Below are 17563 nucleotides of genomic sequence, written 5' to 3'. Positions count from 1 at the left end.
GGGCCTCCCGAGTTTCTTGGTCGTCCAGTGCGCGGGCTCAGCACGGACCCGGACCACCCTAGTCACCGGGGAGCCGTGCGCTCCAGGCGGTTGGATCGTCTCGCGGAGCACGATCCACAGCGGGTAGACATGCCGGTGGAACGCCGATCCGCCGGGATCGTGCGCGCACCGTGACAGCCGTCTCGCCCACGGTGGCGAACGGTCCGACCGGCCGACCTTCGCGGAGTACCGGGCTCCCGCCGGGCCGCCGTGAGATGCTTTCGCCCACGTGAGGACCGGTCAGGGCGAGAGGCGACAAACACGGTGACCACCTGGACCGAAGTGATCAACTTTGTGCGGCTGCGGTACGAGGTCCTGGAGGAGACGGACAGCTGGTTGCGCTTCCGCCTCGACCTGGACGGCGACCGCGACCAGCAGGTGTCGGTGCACCACGTGCCCGACGCCGACGGCGCGGCCTGGCTGGAGATCTCCTCGCCGGTGGGCCGGGCCGACAAGATCGACCTGCGGCGGCTGCTGGACCTGGCGGGCGAGGCGCTCGTCGGCGGGGCCGCGGTGGTCGACGGCGTGGCGCTGCTCAAGCACACCGTGCCCCTGGAGGACCTGAGCGTCCTGGAGGAGTTCGACCGACCGCTCCAGCTCGTGGTGGCGAAGGCGGACGCGTTCGAGCGCGAGCTGACCGAGGCCGACCACTTCTGACCTGACCTGGTCGGTCGGTTCCGCCGCGTTCGGGACCGGCCGGCTGGTGGTCGGCGAGGGCGGACGTGAGCCGGCCGGGCCGGTCACTTCTGACCTGGTCGGCTGGTTCCGCCGCGTTCGGGGACCAGGCGGCTGGTGGTCGGCGGGGTGCGGCGACGGCGGACGTGAGCCGACCGGGGCCGGTCACCACTGACCCGGCCCGCCGGTCCCGATCGCGCGCGCCGGGTGCTCGGCCGGGCGCGTGAGCAGGGACAACGGCTGTTCGCCCTGCTCACGTGCCCTGGATCAGCCCGAGCCGACCACCTCCAGCCAGGCGTGGTGGGCGGCGGCTCGGGTGAACTCGCGGACGTGGACCCCCGCGCGCAGCCAGCAGTAGGGGAAGGTGTCGCCCGCGTCGCGGACGACGCGGCCGAACGTATCGCGTTCCCGGTCCCGGGACGCGTCCGCGAGGTCGGCCAGCAGGCCCGCCGTGGTGGTCAGGCCGGTGCGGGTCAGGGCCGCCACGTCGCGGTTCGCCGACGTGATGGCGGCGACGGCCCGGCCGCCGAGGGCGACCCGGTGCAGCACGTTCTCCAGCGGCCGGACCGGCTGCGGGACCCGGCCGGTCGGGGCCGGTCGCGGGGGCAGTTCCCTGGTGCCGTCGCCCGCCACGTGCGAGCGCTGGATCCGGTCAAGGCCAAGGTCGACGTGGTGGCCCAGCTCCGAGGGGAGTGCCAGGTCCTCGCCCGAGACCGCCAGCGCGACGGCCGTGCCCGGCCGGTCGGGGAGGAGCCGGGCGACGACCCGCAGCCGCAGACCGCCCGCGCCCGCGAGCACCCGCAGGTTCTCCCGCGCCCTGCCGCCCTCGCCGACGAGGTCGAGGTGGGCACCCCCGGCCGCCACCCGCAGCGCGCCACCGGCCGCACCCTGCACGGTGCCGTCGAGGAACACCAGGTCGGCGCCCGCGGGCCGGTGGGTCGCGGGTCTGGTGTCGGCGTGGAACGCGCGGGCCACCTGCTCGACCAGCGGCTGCGCCCACAGCCCCGCCAGCGGCGGGCTCGTCCACGGCGCGCCGGACGCGGCCACCGCCCGCACGGCCTTCCCCGCGCCCAGCCTGCGGTCCGGTGACGCCGTGCCGCCGGACAGCAGGAGACCCCCTCTGCCCAGGTCGCGCTGGGTGAGACCGGACTCGCCGATCGCCACGGCCCCGCTCGCGGCCGCGGCGATCCGCTCCGACCCGCCCGGCATGATCGCCGGGACGGTCCACAGCACCCCCGACTCGTCCACGAGGTGCGTGACGACCCCGCTGTAGCCGGAGGTGGTCAGGACCGTCTCGGTGCACAGGCCGTACAGGCGCAGCGCGCCCACCGGCGAGTACTCGCGGCGGGCGGTTCCGCGCAGCTCGGCCGGGGCGGCCGTGCCCGTGCCCGCGCGCAGGTCGTGGCACAGCAGCAGGAGGTCGACCAGTTCGGCGGTGAGCACCTCGCGGTCGAACGACGAGTCGCCCGCGCGGGCCGCGGCGAGCGCGGCGGCGATGCGCAGACCGCCCGCCGACGCGCGGTGCAGACCCGCCACGCGGGCGGTGTGCACCGCGCGCAGGAGTTCGGCCCGCACGACCGCGCCGCTGCCGGTCGCGCCGCCGCGCAGCACCGTCGAGCACGCCTGCCACAGCGCGGTCGCGGCCACGCGCTCGTCCTCGCGCACCTCCACCGCCGCCTCGGTGACGACGGCCTCGGCGACGGGGGCCGCGGGCGCCTCCTCGACCGCGTCGGAGACCTCGGCCGCCGCGACGGCGATGCCGCGGTGCAGGCACTTCGGCGCGAGCAGGCAGCTGCACGCCAGGTCGGCCGCCGACGTGAGGACACCACCGTGCAGGGTCCAGGTGAGCGTCGTGTCGGCGTCCAGCACGACGGTGGCCGTGTCGCCGTCGACGGCGACCTCCCACCCCGCCGCGCGGTCCAGCGCCGTGTCGACCCGTTTGCGCAGGCGGGGCGGGAGCGCGTCGAGCACGTCCGCCACGACCGCGGGAGCGACGGGGATCATCCGCGCACCTTCTCGCCCACCCAGCGGGCCAGCGCCTGCGGGCTGAGCGCCGCCACCGGCATCCCGGCCGCGACCAGCGAGCCCGCGACCGACGTCGAGTAGCGGGCGTTGCCCGCGTCGTCCAGGCTCGCGCAGCCCAGCACCGTCACGCCCGAGGTCACCAGCTCCCGCACCTGCGCGACGAGCGGCGCCAGCGGACCGCCCTCCTCGAAGTCGCTGACCAGCACCACCATCGTCCTTTCCGGAACGGTCACGAGGGACCGGGCGTGCCGCAGCGCGCCCGCGATGTGCGTGCCACCGCCGACCCGCACCTCCAGCAGCAGCGACAGCGGGTCGGACACCCGGTCGGTCAGGTCGACGACCTCGGTGGAGAACGCCAGGAAGTGCGTCGACAGCGACGGCACCCCGGCGAACACCGCCGCGGTGAGCGCCGACCACACCGTGGACGCCTCCATCGAGCCGGACACGTCCACCACCAGCACCAGCCGCCAGTCGCTCGACTTGCGGCCCCGCGTGCGGAACACCGGCTTCTCCGGCACCACCACGACCCGGCCGTCGGCGCCGCGGCGGGCCGTGGCGAGGTTGGCCCGCAGGGTGCGCGGGAGGTCCAGCTTCCCTCCCGGTCTGCGGGTCGGGGTCGGCAGCTGCATCCCGGTCAGCGCCGGACGCACGCGGTTGGCGAGCTGCGCGGTCAGCTCCCGGACGAGCCTGGCCACCAGCGGTCGCAGTCGGGCCAGCGACGCCTCGGACAGGCCACCCGCCAGCGACAGGACGCTGCGGAGGAGTTCGACGGACGGGCGCACCGAGGCGGGGTCGATCTCCAGCGCCGCCTCCAGCCTGCCGCCCTCCGCCGCGGCGGCCAGGACCTCCTCGCGGACGTGGTCGCCGAACAGCTCGCGCAGTTCCTCGGACCACTCCCGCACGTCGGGGAACGGATCGGAGCGGTCGGCACCCGCGTCGCCGCGCAGCGCGCCCTCGCCCCGGTCCTGGCCGTACAGCTCGTCCAGGGCCGCCGCGTACCGGGCACCGCCCTTCGGCCGGTCGCCCCGCGCGCCCAGCACCAGCTGCCAGCGGATGGCGACCGGGAGCGTCCCCGGCTCGGCTTCGTCCACGGTGGAGTGCGCCGTGGGCGCGGGCGTTCCCGCCGCCGGAGCGGTCCTTTCCGGACGGTCCAGCCCGTGCTCGCGCAGTGAGACCAGGGCGGCGTGCTCGGCGTTCAGCCACATCGCCAGCAGCTCGGGGTCGGGGGTGTTCGCCGCCTCGACCCTGCCGCCCGTGCGCTCCTCGACCACCGCGAGGACACGGGCCCGCGCGGTGGGGCCGATGGAGGTGAAGGCGCCGCGCAGCGCGGGCAGCCGGTCGAGGAAGTCGCGGTCGCCCAGGTGTTCCACGCGGTCCAGCAGCGGGGCCAGGGTCTCCGGGGTCTCCAGGAGCGGGGCCGCGGCCGCCAGCACGCCCGTCAGGCCGTGGCGCAGGACGCCGCGGCGCTCGGGCGTGGTGGCGCTGTCGATCCACGACGCCACGCGTTCGCCCAGCACCTCCGGCGGGACGAGGTCGAGCAGGACGCGCGCGGCGCCCGCCGCTCCCGCGATCAGCGGCGAGGCGTCGTCGGCCAGCCGCTTCAGGGTCGCCGCCAGGCGCAGACCGGTGCCGTGCTGGTCGTGGCGCTGGCCCAGCTCGACCAGGGCGTGCGCGTCCGCGACGTCCTCGGAGCCCGCCAGGCCGTCGAGCTGGCCGACCGCCGCGGTCTCCAGTTCCTGGGCCAGCAGGGGGTGCGCGTCCAGGACGGTGCCGGGCGTGCCGGGCAGGTGGCCCGCGCGCAGGCGGTCGAGCAGGTCGAGCGCGGCCAGCAGGTCCGGCAGGGTGCCGGAGGCGGGCAGGACCGTCGCGGCGTCGGCGAGCAGGTCGTCGACCAGCTCCGGCAGCCCGCACGCGCCCGCCGCCGCGAGATCGGTCAGCACGTCCTCCGGTGTGTGGCCGCCCTTGCGCTCCCGTTCGGCCCGGCGCGCCCGCAGCCTGCCGTACGCGGCCAGCGGCAGGGTCGCGCCCCAGAGGCCCGCGACCGGCAGGGTGGCGGCGGTCGACGGCGTCCAGGCGGCGGTCCAGCGGGTGGTGAGCGCGTCACCGCCGCCGACACCCGTGGTCGCGGTCGACTCGGCGTACGTCACACCGAGGACGGACAGCCGGCGCAGCGCGACTTCCCGGCGTGCGTCCAAAGCGGACCGCAGCGGGTCGAGTCGGAGCACCGCCGGTTCGCGGCTGCCCGGACCGGGCAGCCGGAGATCGGCCAGCAGCGACTCCACGGCGGGCGCCAGACCCGAGCGCGGGGTGCCGGGCGCCAGCACGCCGGTCCGGTGCCCCACCAGGACGTCACCCGCCGCACGGGCCACCACCCGGCCGCGGCCCAGCGGTTCGGCGTGGGTCAGCACGGTCTGGACCGCCTCCACGACCTCGCCCCGGCCGGGAGCGGGCAGCCCGCGCAGCCGCGCGAGGTCGATGGCCAGCCGCAGCGTCTCGCGCGCCTCACCGGGCCCCGCCGGGTGGCCCAGTTCCCTGACCCGCGAACAGATCCGCACGATCGCCGCCGCGGCGGCGGCCTCCACGGCCGCCGGGTCGCCGTCGGCCTCGAACACCGCCTGCTGCCACTCGGGGTCGCGGATGCCCGCCGGGTAGCCGGACCGCTCGTCCAGCAGTTCGAACCCGTACGGCACCAGCGAGGTGACCACGCCGTCGCCCGACGGCACCTCCTCCCGCGGGTCGCCGCCCGGACCGTCCAGCAGCGCGGCGGCGTGGAACGACCCGACCACCGCGGTGCACCGCCGCCCCGCCGCGAGCGCGACCGCGTGCCGCATCCAGGCCTCGCGGCGCAGGTCGAACGGGTCGACGGCCGTGCTCGCCGCGTCGCTGCGCAGGGCCCAGCCGACCAGCAGCGCCGCGCGCCGCACGGCCTCGGCGGTCTGACCGGGCGCGGCGGCCTCCACGAGCCGGTCCCACAGGTCCTCGCCGTCGCGGCCGGTGATGGTGCGGCGCAGCGCGTCCGTCAACGGCGCCGGGCCCGCCTCACCCCTGCCGTGGCCCTCGCCGCGCAACGCCAGGGGCAGGTCGCAGGGGCGGACCTCGACACCGTTGCGCTGGGCCCAGCGCACCGCCGCCAGTTCGGGGGAGAAGTCGGCGAACGGGTAGAACGCCAGGCCGCCACCGTCGCGGGCCGCGCCGGACAGCGCCACCGGCGCCGTGAGGCCGGGGTCGGCCAGGTGGGGCAGCCAGGTGCCCAGCTCCTCCGGGAGTTCGACCAGCAGCACCTCGGGGTCCGCGGCCTCCAGCATGGCGGGCATCAGGGCGGCCAGGGTCGGGGAGTGGTGGCGGACGCCGATCAGGTGCGGGGTGCGGTGGTCGGCGAGCCGGTCGACCACCGCGGGATCGGTGGCGAGCGGGGTGGAGGTCACGTGAGCACCTCGGGGTGGGTGGGGAGCGGTTCGGACACGGGACCACGCCGGGATCGGTCGGACGGCAGGGCGCGCACGGTCAAGAGGACGCACACGGTCGACAGGGCGGCCCGAGAACGGTGGTGTGGTGGGGACTTCGGCGCTGCGGTGCCGCACCGGTGGCCGGGTGTCGGGGATGTGCGGTGGCGTGAGGGGGAGGCCCGGATGGTCGGGTCGGCGGCGCTGGCTCGGGGTGGGGCGGGTGTCGTGTGTCGCGCGGGGGGTGGGGTGTGGTGACGGGGTGTCGGGGAAGAGGTCCGGGTGTTCGGGTGGGTGGCGGCGGGTCGGGACGCGGCCGGTGTCGTGTGTGGTGCGGGAGGCGGGGTGTGGTGGCTGGGTGTTGGGGAGGTGTTGCGGTGTGGGGAAGAAGCCAGGGTGTTCGAGTCGGCTGCGCTGGATCGGGGCGGGGCCGGTGGGGTGTGGTGAGCTGGAGCGAGCGGGTAGGGCATGTGGGGACCTCGGGCGCGCTGGGGGATGGGGTGGGGCCCGTGGTGGGCGGCCGAGGGGCCGCCCACCACCAGCGGTGCGTCAGGCGTCGAGGACGTCACGGAGTTCCCACATGCGGCGCCAGGTGCGCGAGCCCGACTCGGCGCGGCGGCGGACCGCGCCGTCCCAGTAGCCGAGCAGCCTCGCGGCGTCGCCGGGGTCGTCCTTGCGGACCACGCCCAGGAGGTGGCCCGGCAGCAGGGAGAGCGGGTCGCGGTCGCCGGGGAAGTACGTGCCCGCCAAGCCGAGCGCCGTGGCGACCGAGACCGCCTCGGCCGTGCTCATGACGGTCGACGGGCGCTCGACGGCCCAGCCCTCCTCCGACACGCCGTTGCGGAGGTCGCGGAACGCGGTCACGAGCGCCTCCAGCACCACGTCGTCCACCGCGAACGGGGCCTTCACGCGCTCCAGCGCCGCGCTCGCCTGCCTGCGGACCAGCGCGATCTCGGCGGTGAGGTCGCCGATCGGGCCGACGGCCTCGAAGTTGAAGCGCCGCTTGAGGGCCGCGGACATCTCCGAGACGCCGCGGTCGCGGAGGTTCGCCGTGGCGATCACGGTGAAACCCGGTGCGGCGTGCACGGTCGCGTCGTCGCTGCCCGACAGCTCCGGCACGGCGATGCGCCGGTCCGACAGGATCGACACCAGCGCGTCCTGGACCTCCGGGAGGCAGCGGGTGACCTCCTCCACCCGCACGACACCACCGGTGCGCATCGCGGTCAGCACCGGGGACGGGACCAGCGCCCGCGGGCTCGGCCCCTCCGCCAGCAGCAGCGCGTAGTTCCAGCCGTACCGCAGCTGGTCCTCGGTCGTGCCCGCCGTGCCCTGCACGACCAGCTGGCTGGTGCCGCACACGGCGGCGGCCAGCAGCTCCGACAGCATCGACTTGGCCGTGCCGGGCTCGCCGACGAGCAGCAGACCGCGTTCGCCTGCGAGCGTCACGACGGCCCGCTCCACGAGCGCGCGCTCGCCGACGAACTTCGGGCTGATCACCATGCGCGACGGCACGCCTGCCGCGGTGACGCCCTTGGGCAGCGCCAACGGGTCGCCGCTGCCGACGATGTAGGTGACGACGGCGCGCGGGGTGAGCCGCCAGCCCGGCGGCCGGAGACCGTCGTCGTAGGCGGCGAGGAACGCCAGTTCGTCGTGGTGGGCGTCCTCGGCCGGTTCAACCTGCCTGGGGGCGACGGCGGTCACCTGCGTCCTCCGGTCTTGAGCTCTTCGTAGGCGGGGGCGTCGCCGTCGAGCACGCGCTGCCAAGCACGGGCGAACAGCGCGGCGACGGGTTCGTGCGGGGCGATGAGCCCCGCGGGGACGGAGGTGAAGCCGAACATCGGGGTCTTCCACGTCTCCAGCGGCAGGTGCGGTGCGCTGAGCGGCAGCCAGCCGCCGGGCAGGAACAGCGAGCGCCCAGCCCTGGCGCGCTTGGCCGTCAGCACCAGGTCGGTCGCCCCGAGCGCGGCGCGCGCCTTCTTCAACCGGGCGGGCTTCCAGCCGGTCCAGCGCGCCACGTTCGCGTCCGTCGGGTCCGGCAGCGCCAGCAGTTGCAGGTACAGCGCCGCCGCGTCCTCGTCCAGGCCGAACCTCGCGGCCACCTCGCCGACCAGGTGCGGCACCGACACCGTCGGGTCCTGGAAGTACGTCGCGGGGTCCACGCCCTCGGGCGCGGTCGCGGTGCACGCGGCGGTGAGGGCGTCGTCCAGCAGCAGCTCCAGCGACGTGAACACGCTGCGCGTGTGCGTCACCTCCACCAGCGCCGCCAGCAGGTCGTGGTCGGCCGGACCGAGGCGGCCCGGCCACACGATCAGGCGGCAGTACTGGTCGGACATGCCGATGACGGTCAGCCACGGGCGGTGCTGCACGACCTCGCCCGCTGCCGGCATGTCACCGCCGAGCAGACCGCCCACGTTCTCCCGCGACAGCCAGCTGCCGACCTCGATGGCGAAACCGGGGTCCGCGGCCCGCTGCCGGGCCAGCTCCAGCGCCTCCGGCAGCCTGGCCCGCAGCGGCGAACCGGCCGGGAGCCGCTGGGCCAGCCACAGCAGCACCTGCGGCACGGCCACGAGGGTGCCGCTGGTGAAACCGTCGCCGCGCTGGGTCCGCAGCGTCGTGCCGTCCAGCCGCATGTCGGCGTCCGTCGTGAGCCACGGGGTGCTGTCGGGGTTGACGACACCGGTCACGTACTCGCCGGTCTGCGGCACGGGCAGCAGCTTCGCGGCGTCGACCAGCACGTCGTCCGGGACCGGCGAGCGGTGCCCGTGCGCGGCGGTCCACACCTCCGCGACGGCGGCCACGTCCGGACCGCTCGTCCACAGCTCGGCCGGGTCCTCCGGCACGGCCGCGGCGAGCAGCGCGAAGCGGTAGTCGTCGGTCAGCCTCTTGAGCCGTTCCTTGGCGGCCTTGGCGCCGCCCGCGGACAGGGCGAGCAGACGGCGGTCGGCGGTGCCGAGGTAGTTCGCGTCCCACCGGTCGACACCCGGCATCCCCGCGAGGATCAGGGTCGCCTCGGCGCTGCCCAGCCCGGTGTGCTCCACCAGCGCGGGTACGGCGTCGGGAACCCACGGGGCGGGCCCGCGCTCGGCGAGCACGTCGAGGAACCGGGTGATCCGCTCGCCCGCGAGCCGGGGGCGCACCTCCGCCGACGTCTCCAGCAGCCAGCCCGAGGGCAGGGCGAACCTGCCGGGGGTCCGGCTGAACTGGACGCCCTCGAAGATGTTCGCCCGGCTGTGCCGCCAGTTCTCCTCGAACACGGCGATGAACCCGTCGCCCACCGGCACGACGCGGTGCAGCGGCTTGGCGGTGCCGTCCGGCACGACCACGCCGACGGTGCGCCAGCGGCCGTCGCCGTCGGCCAGGCCGCTGTCGGCGAGCGACCGGAGCAGCAGCACCAGGGCGGCGCGCTGCTCCTCCGGGGTCAGCGGCGACGCCGCGCGGAGCGCGAGCGCCCCGAGGTTCGGCAGGTGGTCGAACCAGTCCGGGGCGGACGACTCGGGCAGCGCGCGCCCCGAGGGCTTCGCCTCCGCCGCCGTGCCCGCCAGCGCGGCGACCAGCTCGGGCAGCGCGGTCGCCTTGGCGCCGTGCGTGCTGCTGGAGCGGTACCCGCCGAACCAGCCGAGCGCGGCGTTCATCTCCTCCTCGGTCACCACGGGACCGGCGGGGGCCAGCGCGTCCAGGTCGACGGACTTCGCGGCCACCGCGATCTCGCCGAAGCCCCGGAAGGTGCGCAGCTGCTTCGCGGCACGGCGGACCACGTCCAGGACACCGGCGATCAGACCGGGGTGGGTGAGACCGGGCAGCGCCTTGGTGACGGCGCGCGCGAGGTCGTCGCGCTCCCCGCCCAGCAGCGAGGTGAGCCGGTCGCGCAGCGAGCGCTCCTGGCCCTCCTTCTTGTCCAGCTCGGCCACCGCGGCGGCCAGGACGTCGTCCACCGCACGGCGGGTGATCCCGCGCAGGGCGGCGGACCCGGCCTCGTCGCGGGGCTTGAACGCGTGCCACCAGGCCATGGGCACGAGGAACGGGGTGCCCGCCGCGTAGGGCGAGTGCGACTCCCTCGTGGACAGGCTGCCGAGCAGCGTGCCGCCGTCGTCGAACAGCTCCACCGACCGGTACGACCCGGCGAACACGAGCCTGCCGCCGCCCGGCAGACCGAGGACGCCCTCGGGGGTCCGGGAGCCCTTGGGCAGCCGCACCCGGCGGCCGTCGATCCCCTCGCCGAGCCACGAGCCGTCGGCCTCCTGGCGCACGCGCCAGCCGTGCAGGCCGTCGGCCGCGCCGAGCGGGCTCGACCCGGTGCCCTCGGCCACCGGGCGCAGGTCGCAGTCCGCCAGCGCGAGCCTGGTGCCGTCCTCGGTGAACTCCTCCAGGAACCGCGGCAGGCTGGCCCGGCCCAGTTCGCCGGTGGCCGGGTCGACCTCGTGCCACCACCACCGCTGGTTCTGCCGGGCCCCGGTCCACACCGTCGTGCCGTCGCCGAACGCCTTGGCCGGGTCCGGGATCTGCGTGTCGCCCCGGTGCACGGCCCGCCGCCCGCTGAACCGGCCGCCGTCGGGCAGCGCGATCGACGGGTCGTCCACGTCGCTGTTGTAGTAGCCGCGGTACTCGCTGGTCGGGGCGAAGACCTGGTCGGGGGCGTCGCTCCAGTACGCCCGCTCGCCGTCGGACGTCCGCCAGCGCACCAGCAGGGCGCCGTCGAACCACGACGCGACGGGCGTGGACGACCAGGTGGTCTTGGTGTCGGCGGGGACGCGCGAGACGTGCTCGGCGAGGATCCCGTCCGGGCCGACGACGATGAACGTGCCGCCGCGGCCGAGCACGAGCGCGGGCCAGCCCTCGCCGCACGCGGTGACGCCCTCGTTGTTCTTGCCGCCCACCGTGGCCAGCTTGGCGTAGGCCTCCTCCAGGGCGGGCCAGCCCAGCTCGTCGAACAGGCCGGTGCGCAGCGTGGTGTGCAGGGCGGCGGCGACGTCGGTGGTGCCGATCGCCTCGGCCGCCTCCGGCACGTCGGCGAACGCCTCGGGCAGCCGCACCACGGCCAGCGTCTCCAGGGTGGTGGCGAGGCCGGGCAGCGCGGACGCGGTGATCCCGGCCGCGCTGCCGGTGATCCAGCGGCGCAGCGCCGCCCGCAGACCGGGCACGGCGAGCACGCCCAGCAGCACCTCGGTGTCGGCCACGCCGTGCCGGGCGCTGGAGCGGAGGTGGGCGACGACCCCGCCGCCGAGGGAGGGGGCGAGCCGTTCGGAGGCCGCGAGCGCCGTCAGGTCGCGGCGGCCGGGGGCCTCGTCGGACAGCCAGTCGGAGACGTCGTACTGCTGGTCGGCGCGGTCGGGCGCGGTCAGCGGGATGTCGTGGGAGACGAGCAGGTCCAGCACGTCCAGCTCGCGCTGGCGCCAGCCCTGAAGCGCCTTGACGGGCACGGCGTCGGCGGCGAGCCTGCCCGCCATCGCCTCCACCAGGTCCAGCAGCGCGGTGGAGCGGCCGACGGACCGCCACTCCGAGGCGCGGACCGCGAGCACCGACGACAGCCACTGGGCGGGCACGGTCGGCACCTCGCCCGCGGGCTCGACCAGCGCGCGGGTGGCGCCGCAGGCCTCCAGGACGCCGAGCCACGTGTCGAGCGCGGCGGCCGAGGCGGGCACGAACGTCAGCAGCAGGTGGCGGACCTCGGTGTCGCGCGTGGCCAGTGCGATCAGCGCCTCGCGGTAGGACTTCCAGAACCCGACGCCCGCGCGGGTGATCGCGGAGCTGTCCAGGACCGCGCGCAGCAGCCGCTCGTCCTCGGCGGCGACGTCGAGCTTGGCCACCTTGGCCAGGCGCCGCAGGTCCTCCGGCATCCCGGTGTAGGGCGGCAGACCGCCTCGGGTGCGCTCGACGCACAGGGTGAGGAACAGCTCGTAGGCCGAACCGCCGTCGTGCTTGCGCGCCAGCCCCTTGGCGTGCGCCGACAGGGCCTTCGCGGTCAGCGCCCCGGCGAACGCGAACTCCAGGAACACCTCGCGGGTGCGCTCCTGGTCGACCTCCAGGTCGTGCACCTCCTCGGCTTCCCGCGCCTTGCCGAACATGCTCGCCGCGTACGTGGGGTTGCCGTGCTCCAGGAAGATCCGGCCCGCCTGCTCGTAGAACGTCGGCAGGAAGTGCGGCGCGGAGCGGCCCAGCATCACGCCGAGGTGGGTGAAGCCGTCCTTGGCGGCTCCGGCGCGCGACCGGGCGGTGCGGGCCAGGCGCTCGACGTCCTTCACCAGGTTGAGCGCGTGGTGGGCGTTGGCCGGGTCGTTCACCAGCGCCCACGCCGGGAAGCCTAGGGCGCTGCGTCTGCCGGTGCCGACCTCGGCGGTGCGCACGGGAGCGCTGAACCCGAGGTACTCGCTCGTCAGGTCCTCGGCGCGCCCGAGGACGGCGGGCACCAGCCGCACGACCACGCGGTCGTCGAGACCGGGGTGCGTGTAGTGGCGGGCGGTGATGGTGTCGCGGTCTTCCCCCGCGGCCTCGACACCGGGCAGGACGGCTCCGGCGGCGATCAGTGCCTTGCTCATGGTGCTACCACCGCTTCCTCGACGACGCGACCGGCGTGGATCGCCGAGGCCATGCGCATACCCTCGGACCACGCGACCGGTCCGACGTCGGACAGGGGGACCGCGGTTCCGTTCTCCAGCGTCCAGTGCAGGTCACCGGTCCACGTCTCGCCCTCGGGGTAGTCCGAGCCGATCCAGTAGCGGGCCTCCACGATCCGCCCGTCCTCGAACGCGGAGTACACCGCCTCGCCTCCGCGCACCGGGTAGCCGAGCGTGCGGCACCGGCCCAGCGCGTGGTTGAGCTGCTCGAACTTGCCGCCGGAGTAGTCGTCGACGGCACCGCGGTTCGCCGGGAACGACTCCGGGCGCGCGAACGTCTGGCGGAACAGCTGCTGCGCCTTCTGCTCCACGCCCAGCTCGGCGCCGAACTCGCGCAGCTCCTCCAGGTCGTCCAGCAGGACCGGGTGCGGGATCGACACGACCTCGGGCCTCATCCGGACCGTGTCGCCGTCGAGGGTGACCACGCCGAGGCCCTTCTCCGCGTCGACGTCCCGCAGGAACCCCGTTTCCGGGCCGCTGCCGCCGTCCGCCGTGACGACCAGGTCACGCAGGGCGTCGGCCCACGCGGCGTCGGCCCACACCTCGGTGAGCAACGCCGTGGGCACGGGCAGTGAGCGGACCATCCATCCGTCCACGGCGGACAGGCACTCGGCCTTGTGGCGCGCCAGCCACTCGGCGAGCTGGCGCAGCTGCACCACCTGCGGATCGTCCTTGATGGACGCGGGCGTCGAGGAGAGCAGCTTGCCCTTGCCGTTGCGGCACTGGACCTTGCCGTTCTCCGCGAGCCGCACCTGGTACCCGGACGCGGCGTCGAGCCAGCCCACGGTTCCTCCTGCGAATCGGTCTTCCTGGTGTCGAGCGGGAGGGTAGCGACGGGCACCGACAATTTTCGCCGCTCGCTCCTTTCGCAACCTCGGCGTGACCCCCGCGGAGGTCAGGGGACGGGGTTCGCCCGCGGTGTGTCCGGGGCCCGCCGAGCGCGCTCATACCAGCGTGGGGTCGTGCGGAATTCCGTCCACAACGGACCGTTCAGGTGGGGGCGGCGATGGCTGCGCTGCTGCTGGGTCGACCCTCCGTCCACGCGGGCGGTGCCGTGCCGCGCCCGGCCAGGCGCATGGCGCGCGTGCTGCCGGGGATGCTCGCGCTGCGCCCGAACCGGAGGCTGCCGCTGGAGTGGGTCGTCGACGGGCTGTGGCCGGAGCGCCCGCCCGCGTCGGCCGCGGCGAGGACGCCGACGCGGCGCGCCTGCCGGCCGGGGCGCTGAGGCTGTGGCGGGGCGAGCTGATGGAGGCGTGCCGGTCCCGGCGGTCTCGCAGCCGAGGGCGGTCGTGCTCGACGACCTGCGGCTGCGCGCCACCGAGGAGCTGGTCGACGTCCGGCTCGCGCTCGGGCACGAGCGGGACCTCGTCCCCGTGCTCAAGGGGCTCGTGGTCGAGCACCCGCCGCGGGAGCGGCTGTGGCACCGGCTGCTGTTCGCGCTGGTGGCGACCGGGCGCCGGGGCGAGGCGCTGGACGCCCACCGGCGGCTGGCCGCGGTGCTGGACGTCGAGCTGGGGGGCCGGCCGAACCCGGCGACCGCGCGGCTGCTCGACCCGGTCCGGAACCCCGGCCCCCGGCGCTGAGTACGTGTGCGCACGGCCTGGCCACCGTCGCGTCACCCACGAGGAAGGGAGAGCACCACGGCACGCACGTCCGGCTCGCCTGGCCGTCGCGGGACGCGCCCGAGCTGATCGGCCGGTGGCTGGGGTGGGCGCCGTTCGCGCCGGACGACGTGTCGCTGGAGCTGGTGCTGCTCGTGCCGGACCACCCCGACGACGAGCCGGAGGCGCTGCTGGTCGGCGCCGCCCCCGCGGACGCGCTCTCGGAGTTCCTGGCCGGGGTCGCCGCCGAGCCGCGGCTCGTGGAGGTCGAGCACCTGTCGGCGGCGGGGGCCGTGCTGGTGCAGGCGACCCCGGCCTCGGCCGTCGCCCACGACCCGGTCGGCATCCCGCTCGTGCGCGTCCGGCCCGGCATGTGCGCGGCCAAGACCGGGTTCTTCGACCGCGCGCTGCCGGAGGACGCCGTGCGGGAGCTGACGGCGCACCTCGTGGGGGGCGGGTGAACGGCGAGCCGCACGAGGTCGCCTTCACGCCGTCGCGCGGCGTTCCGGCGCACGCCACCGCGTTCGCGCACCCGAACGCGACCTACCTCGTGAAGCACACCGTCCTCGTCGGACCGGTCGGCGCGGCCCGGCGGGGACGGGAGGCGGTCGACCGGCTCACCCGGAGCTGGGCCGCCGTCCACCCGTGGGACACCGGCGGCGCCTACGCGAACATCCCCGACCCGGCGCTCACCGACTGGATGTCCGCCTACTACGCGGACAACGCGGACCGGCTGCGCGAGGTCAAGACCGCCTACGACCCGGAGGACTTCTTCCGGTCCGCCCAGTCCGTTCCGCCGCTCTGGTCCGCCGCGAAGGCGCGGCGGGCGTGCGAGAGCAGTGCCCGCAGGGCGGGGCCGGGGGAGTCGCGCCACACCAGGCTGAGCAGCGCCGGGGTGGTGGCGTCGGCGATCGGGAGCGCGGTCAGGCGGTCTCGGTGGTGCTCGGCCATCGACTCGCTGAGCACGGCGACGCCGAGGCCGCGGGCGGCGAGGTCGGCGACGGCGTCGGCGGCGCTCGCCTCCAGCCCGATGACGGGGTGCAGGTCCCGCGCCGCGGTGACCTGGTCGAAGACCGCGCGCAGGCCGGTGCCGGGCGGCATGCACACGAGGGGGTGGTCGCACAGGTCGCGCAGGGTGACCCGGCGGCGGGCCGCCAGCGGGTGGTCCGGCGGCACGGCGGCGACCAGCCGTTCGCTGATGATCGTCACCGCCGCCAGACCGTCCGGTGTGGACGCCGCCGTGCCGACCAGCGCCAGGTCCGCGGTGCCGTCGCGCACCGCCCCGACGAGCCGGTCGGAGCCGTCCTCCAGCAGCGACACCTCCACGCCGGGGTGGGCGCGGTGGAACGAGGCGAGCGCGTCGAACAGCGGCGTCACGGTGCACCCGACGACCATGCCGACGGTGAGCCTGCCCCTGATCACGTCGGTCACCTCGCCCACCGCCTGGCCGACGGCGTTCGCGGACGCCAGCGCGGCGCGGGCGTGGTCGAGGGCGGCCTCGCCCGCGACGGTGAGCGTGGCGGTGCGGGCGGACCGGTCGAACAGCGCCGCGCCGAGTTCCCGTTCCAGCCTGCGGATCTGGGCGCTGACACCGGACTGGCTGATGTGCACGCGTTCGGCGGCCCTGGTGAAGCTGCGCTCCTCGGCGACCGCGACGAAGTACTCCAGCTGCCTCAGGTCCATGACCGGTGATTCTAGATGTCAGAAGAAGTAGCTGTTGGACTTCTGCTCGGACCGCCACCAGGCTGGGTGGCGTGAACGAGAGAGCGATGGAACCAGAGGACATCACCCGCCTGTTCGTCGAGCGGTCGAACGCGGGCGACGCGGCGGGCGTGGCGGCGCTCTACGAGGAGGGGGCCGTGCTGGCCTACCCGCCCGGTGGCCGGACCGTCGGCCGCGCGGCGATCCAGGCGCTGTGGGAGCGGGTGCTGGCCGACCGGCCGCACTTCGAGCGGGAGGAGCCGCTGCCCACGCTGGTGAGCGGCGACATCGCCCTCACGTCGACACCGCCGGGGGACGGCTCCGGCGCCCGCGCCCAGGTGGTCCGCCGCCAGCCCGACGGCAGCTGGCTGCGAGTGCTGGACCAACCGGAGTTCGTCCGGCCCTGAGGGCCTACCGCAGGGGCAGGTCGGGCTCGTCGTCGGTGCGGGGCCCGAAGATGCGGCGCTCGGACTCCGCGATCACCACGTCGTTGATGCTCGCCTCGCGGCGGGTCATCAGCCCGTGCTCGTCGAACTCCCAGTTCTCGTTGCCGTAGCTGCGGTACCAGGTGCCCGCGGCGTCTCGGCACTCGTACTGGAAGCGGACGGCGATGCGGTTGCCCGCGAACGCCCACAGCGACTTGCGCAGCGCGTAGTCCAGTTCGCGCTCCCACTTCGCCGTCAGCAGCGCCACGATCTCCGCGCGGCCCCGGACGAACGTGCCGCGGTTGCGCCACACGGAGTCCTCGCTGTAGGCGAGGGAGACCTTCTCCGGGTCGCGGGTGTTCCACGCGTCCTCGGCCGCGCGGACCTTCCGCAGCGCGGTGTCGGGGGTGAACGGGGGCAGGGGCGGTCGATCGCTCACGGTGGGGCTCCCAACTGACGAGAACGTGCGTTCTCCAAGTACTCTAGAGAACGCACGTTCCCCGACGCAAGCCCCTAGGACGCCCCATGCCCCTCGACGCCGACACGGCACGCACCCGGCTGCTCGACACGGCCGAGGACCTCTTCTACTCGCGCGGCATCCAGGCCGTGGGGATGGACGACCTCCGCGGCGGCTCCGGCCTCTCGCTCAAGCGCCTCTACGCGCTGTACCCGGCCAAGGAGCAGCTCGTCGAGGCGTACCTGCGGCGGCGGGACGTCCGCTGGCGCGGCTCGCTCGCCGCGTTCGTGGAGCAGGCCGACGACCCCCGCGACCGGATCCTCGCGGTGTACGACTGGCTGGGGGAGTGGCTGCGGGAGCCGGGGTTCCGCGGTTGCGCGTGGGTCAACGGGTACGGCGAGCTGGGCGCCACGTCCGAGGTCGTGGCGAGGGCCGCGCGCGAGCACAAGCAGGCCTTCGCGGACTACCTCGCGGGTCTCGTCACCGCCGCCGGGCTACCGGAAGCGCTGGCGCCCCAGCTGTTCCTGCTCGCCGAGGGGGCGATGGTCGGCGCGGGCGTGCTCGGCGAGCCGCGGCTCGCCGAGCA

The 17563-nt window shown here is 75.4% G+C and carries 13 protein-coding genes; 6 read left to right on the top strand and 7 right to left on the bottom strand.

All coding sequences use genetic code 11. The features are described 5' to 3' along the window. Positions 1-303: 303 nt before the first annotated feature. A complete protein-coding gene (locus AC156L_RS42555) occupies positions 304-696 on the top strand; it encodes a hypothetical protein (RefSeq protein ID WP_330877689.1) in 393 nt (130 codons plus the stop codon). Between the two features lie 285 nt (positions 697-981). Here the strand turns inward: AC156L_RS42555 and AC156L_RS42550 are convergent, their stop codons facing one another. From AC156L_RS42550 to AC156L_RS42530, 5 genes are all read right to left on the bottom strand, one after another. Further along, the gene (locus tag AC156L_RS42550) at positions 982-2718 is read right to left on the bottom strand and encodes a hypothetical protein (protein ID WP_484407856.1); all 1737 of its coding nucleotides are present in this window, start codon (positions 2716-2718) and stop codon (positions 982-984) included. After that, on the bottom strand, positions 2715-6164 hold the full coding sequence (locus AC156L_RS42545) for a vWA domain-containing protein (RefSeq protein ID WP_484407855.1): 3450 nt from the start codon (positions 6162-6164) through the stop codon (positions 2715-2717). The genes AC156L_RS42550 and AC156L_RS42545 overlap by 4 nt, the downstream gene beginning before the upstream one ends. A 567-nt stretch (positions 6165-6731) precedes the next feature. Beyond that, positions 6732-7883: an ATP-binding protein gene (locus AC156L_RS42540; protein WP_330882801.1), complete on the bottom strand. Its 1152-nt coding sequence runs from the start codon at positions 7881-7883 to the stop codon at positions 6732-6734. Further along, on the bottom strand, positions 7880-12715 hold the full coding sequence (locus tag AC156L_RS42535) for a hypothetical protein (RefSeq protein ID WP_330882799.1): 4836 nt from the start codon (positions 12713-12715) through the stop codon (positions 7880-7882). The genes AC156L_RS42540 and AC156L_RS42535 overlap by 4 nt, the downstream gene beginning before the upstream one ends. Then, on the bottom strand, positions 12712-13578 hold the full coding sequence (locus tag AC156L_RS42530; RefSeq protein ID WP_330882797.1) for a DUF4132 domain-containing protein: 867 nt from the start codon (positions 13576-13578) through the stop codon (positions 12712-12714). Before AC156L_RS42530 ends, AC156L_RS42535 begins: the two co-directional genes overlap by 4 nt. A gap of 221 nt (positions 13579-13799) precedes the next feature. Here AC156L_RS42530 and AC156L_RS42525 point away from each other — a divergent pair, with 221 nt between their 5' ends. From AC156L_RS42525 to AC156L_RS42515, 3 genes are all read left to right on the top strand, one after another. Next, entirely contained in the window at positions 13800-14018 is a 219-nt protein-coding gene (locus AC156L_RS42525) for an AfsR/SARP family transcriptional regulator (RefSeq protein ID WP_330882795.1), read from the top strand. A 28-nt stretch (positions 14019-14046) separates the two neighbouring features. Next, a complete protein-coding gene (locus tag AC156L_RS42520) occupies positions 14047-14376 on the top strand; it encodes a BTAD domain-containing putative transcriptional regulator (protein WP_330882793.1) in 330 nt (109 codons plus the stop codon). A gap of 149 nt (positions 14377-14525) precedes the next feature. Then, on the top strand, positions 14526-14855 hold the full coding sequence (locus AC156L_RS42515) for a hypothetical protein (protein WP_330882791.1): 330 nt from the start codon (positions 14526-14528) through the stop codon (positions 14853-14855). Between the two features lie 292 nt (positions 14856-15147). On the opposite strand, the gene AC156L_RS42510 is transcribed toward AC156L_RS42515, so the two are convergent. Then, positions 15148-16077 (bottom strand): LysR family transcriptional regulator, encoded by a 930-nt coding sequence (locus AC156L_RS42510; RefSeq protein WP_330882789.1) that lies wholly within the window; start codon positions 16075-16077, stop codon positions 15148-15150. Positions 16078-16148: 71 nt separating this feature from the next. On the opposite strand from AC156L_RS42510, the gene AC156L_RS42505 reads away from it, so the two are divergent. Next, positions 16149-16502: a YybH family protein gene (locus AC156L_RS42505; protein WP_484407853.1), complete on the top strand. Its 354-nt coding sequence runs from the start codon at positions 16149-16151 to the stop codon at positions 16500-16502. Positions 16503-16506: 4 nt separating this feature from the next. Here the strand turns inward: AC156L_RS42505 and AC156L_RS42500 are convergent, their stop codons facing one another. Further along, the gene (locus tag AC156L_RS42500) at positions 16507-16959 is read right to left on the bottom strand and encodes a nuclear transport factor 2 family protein (protein ID WP_330882785.1); all 453 of its coding nucleotides are present in this window, start codon (positions 16957-16959) and stop codon (positions 16507-16509) included. An 86-nt stretch (positions 16960-17045) separates the two neighbouring features. Between AC156L_RS42500 and AC156L_RS42495 the strand changes: the two genes are divergently transcribed. Beyond that, the coding region (locus AC156L_RS42495; RefSeq protein WP_484407852.1) for a TetR/AcrR family transcriptional regulator at positions 17046-17563 on the top strand (518 nt) is incomplete at its 3' end.

The organism is Umezawaea sp. (assembly GCF_057122925.1).
The sequence above is the reverse complement of the archived record's forward strand: the minus strand, read 5'-3'. Positions and strand labels throughout refer to the sequence as shown.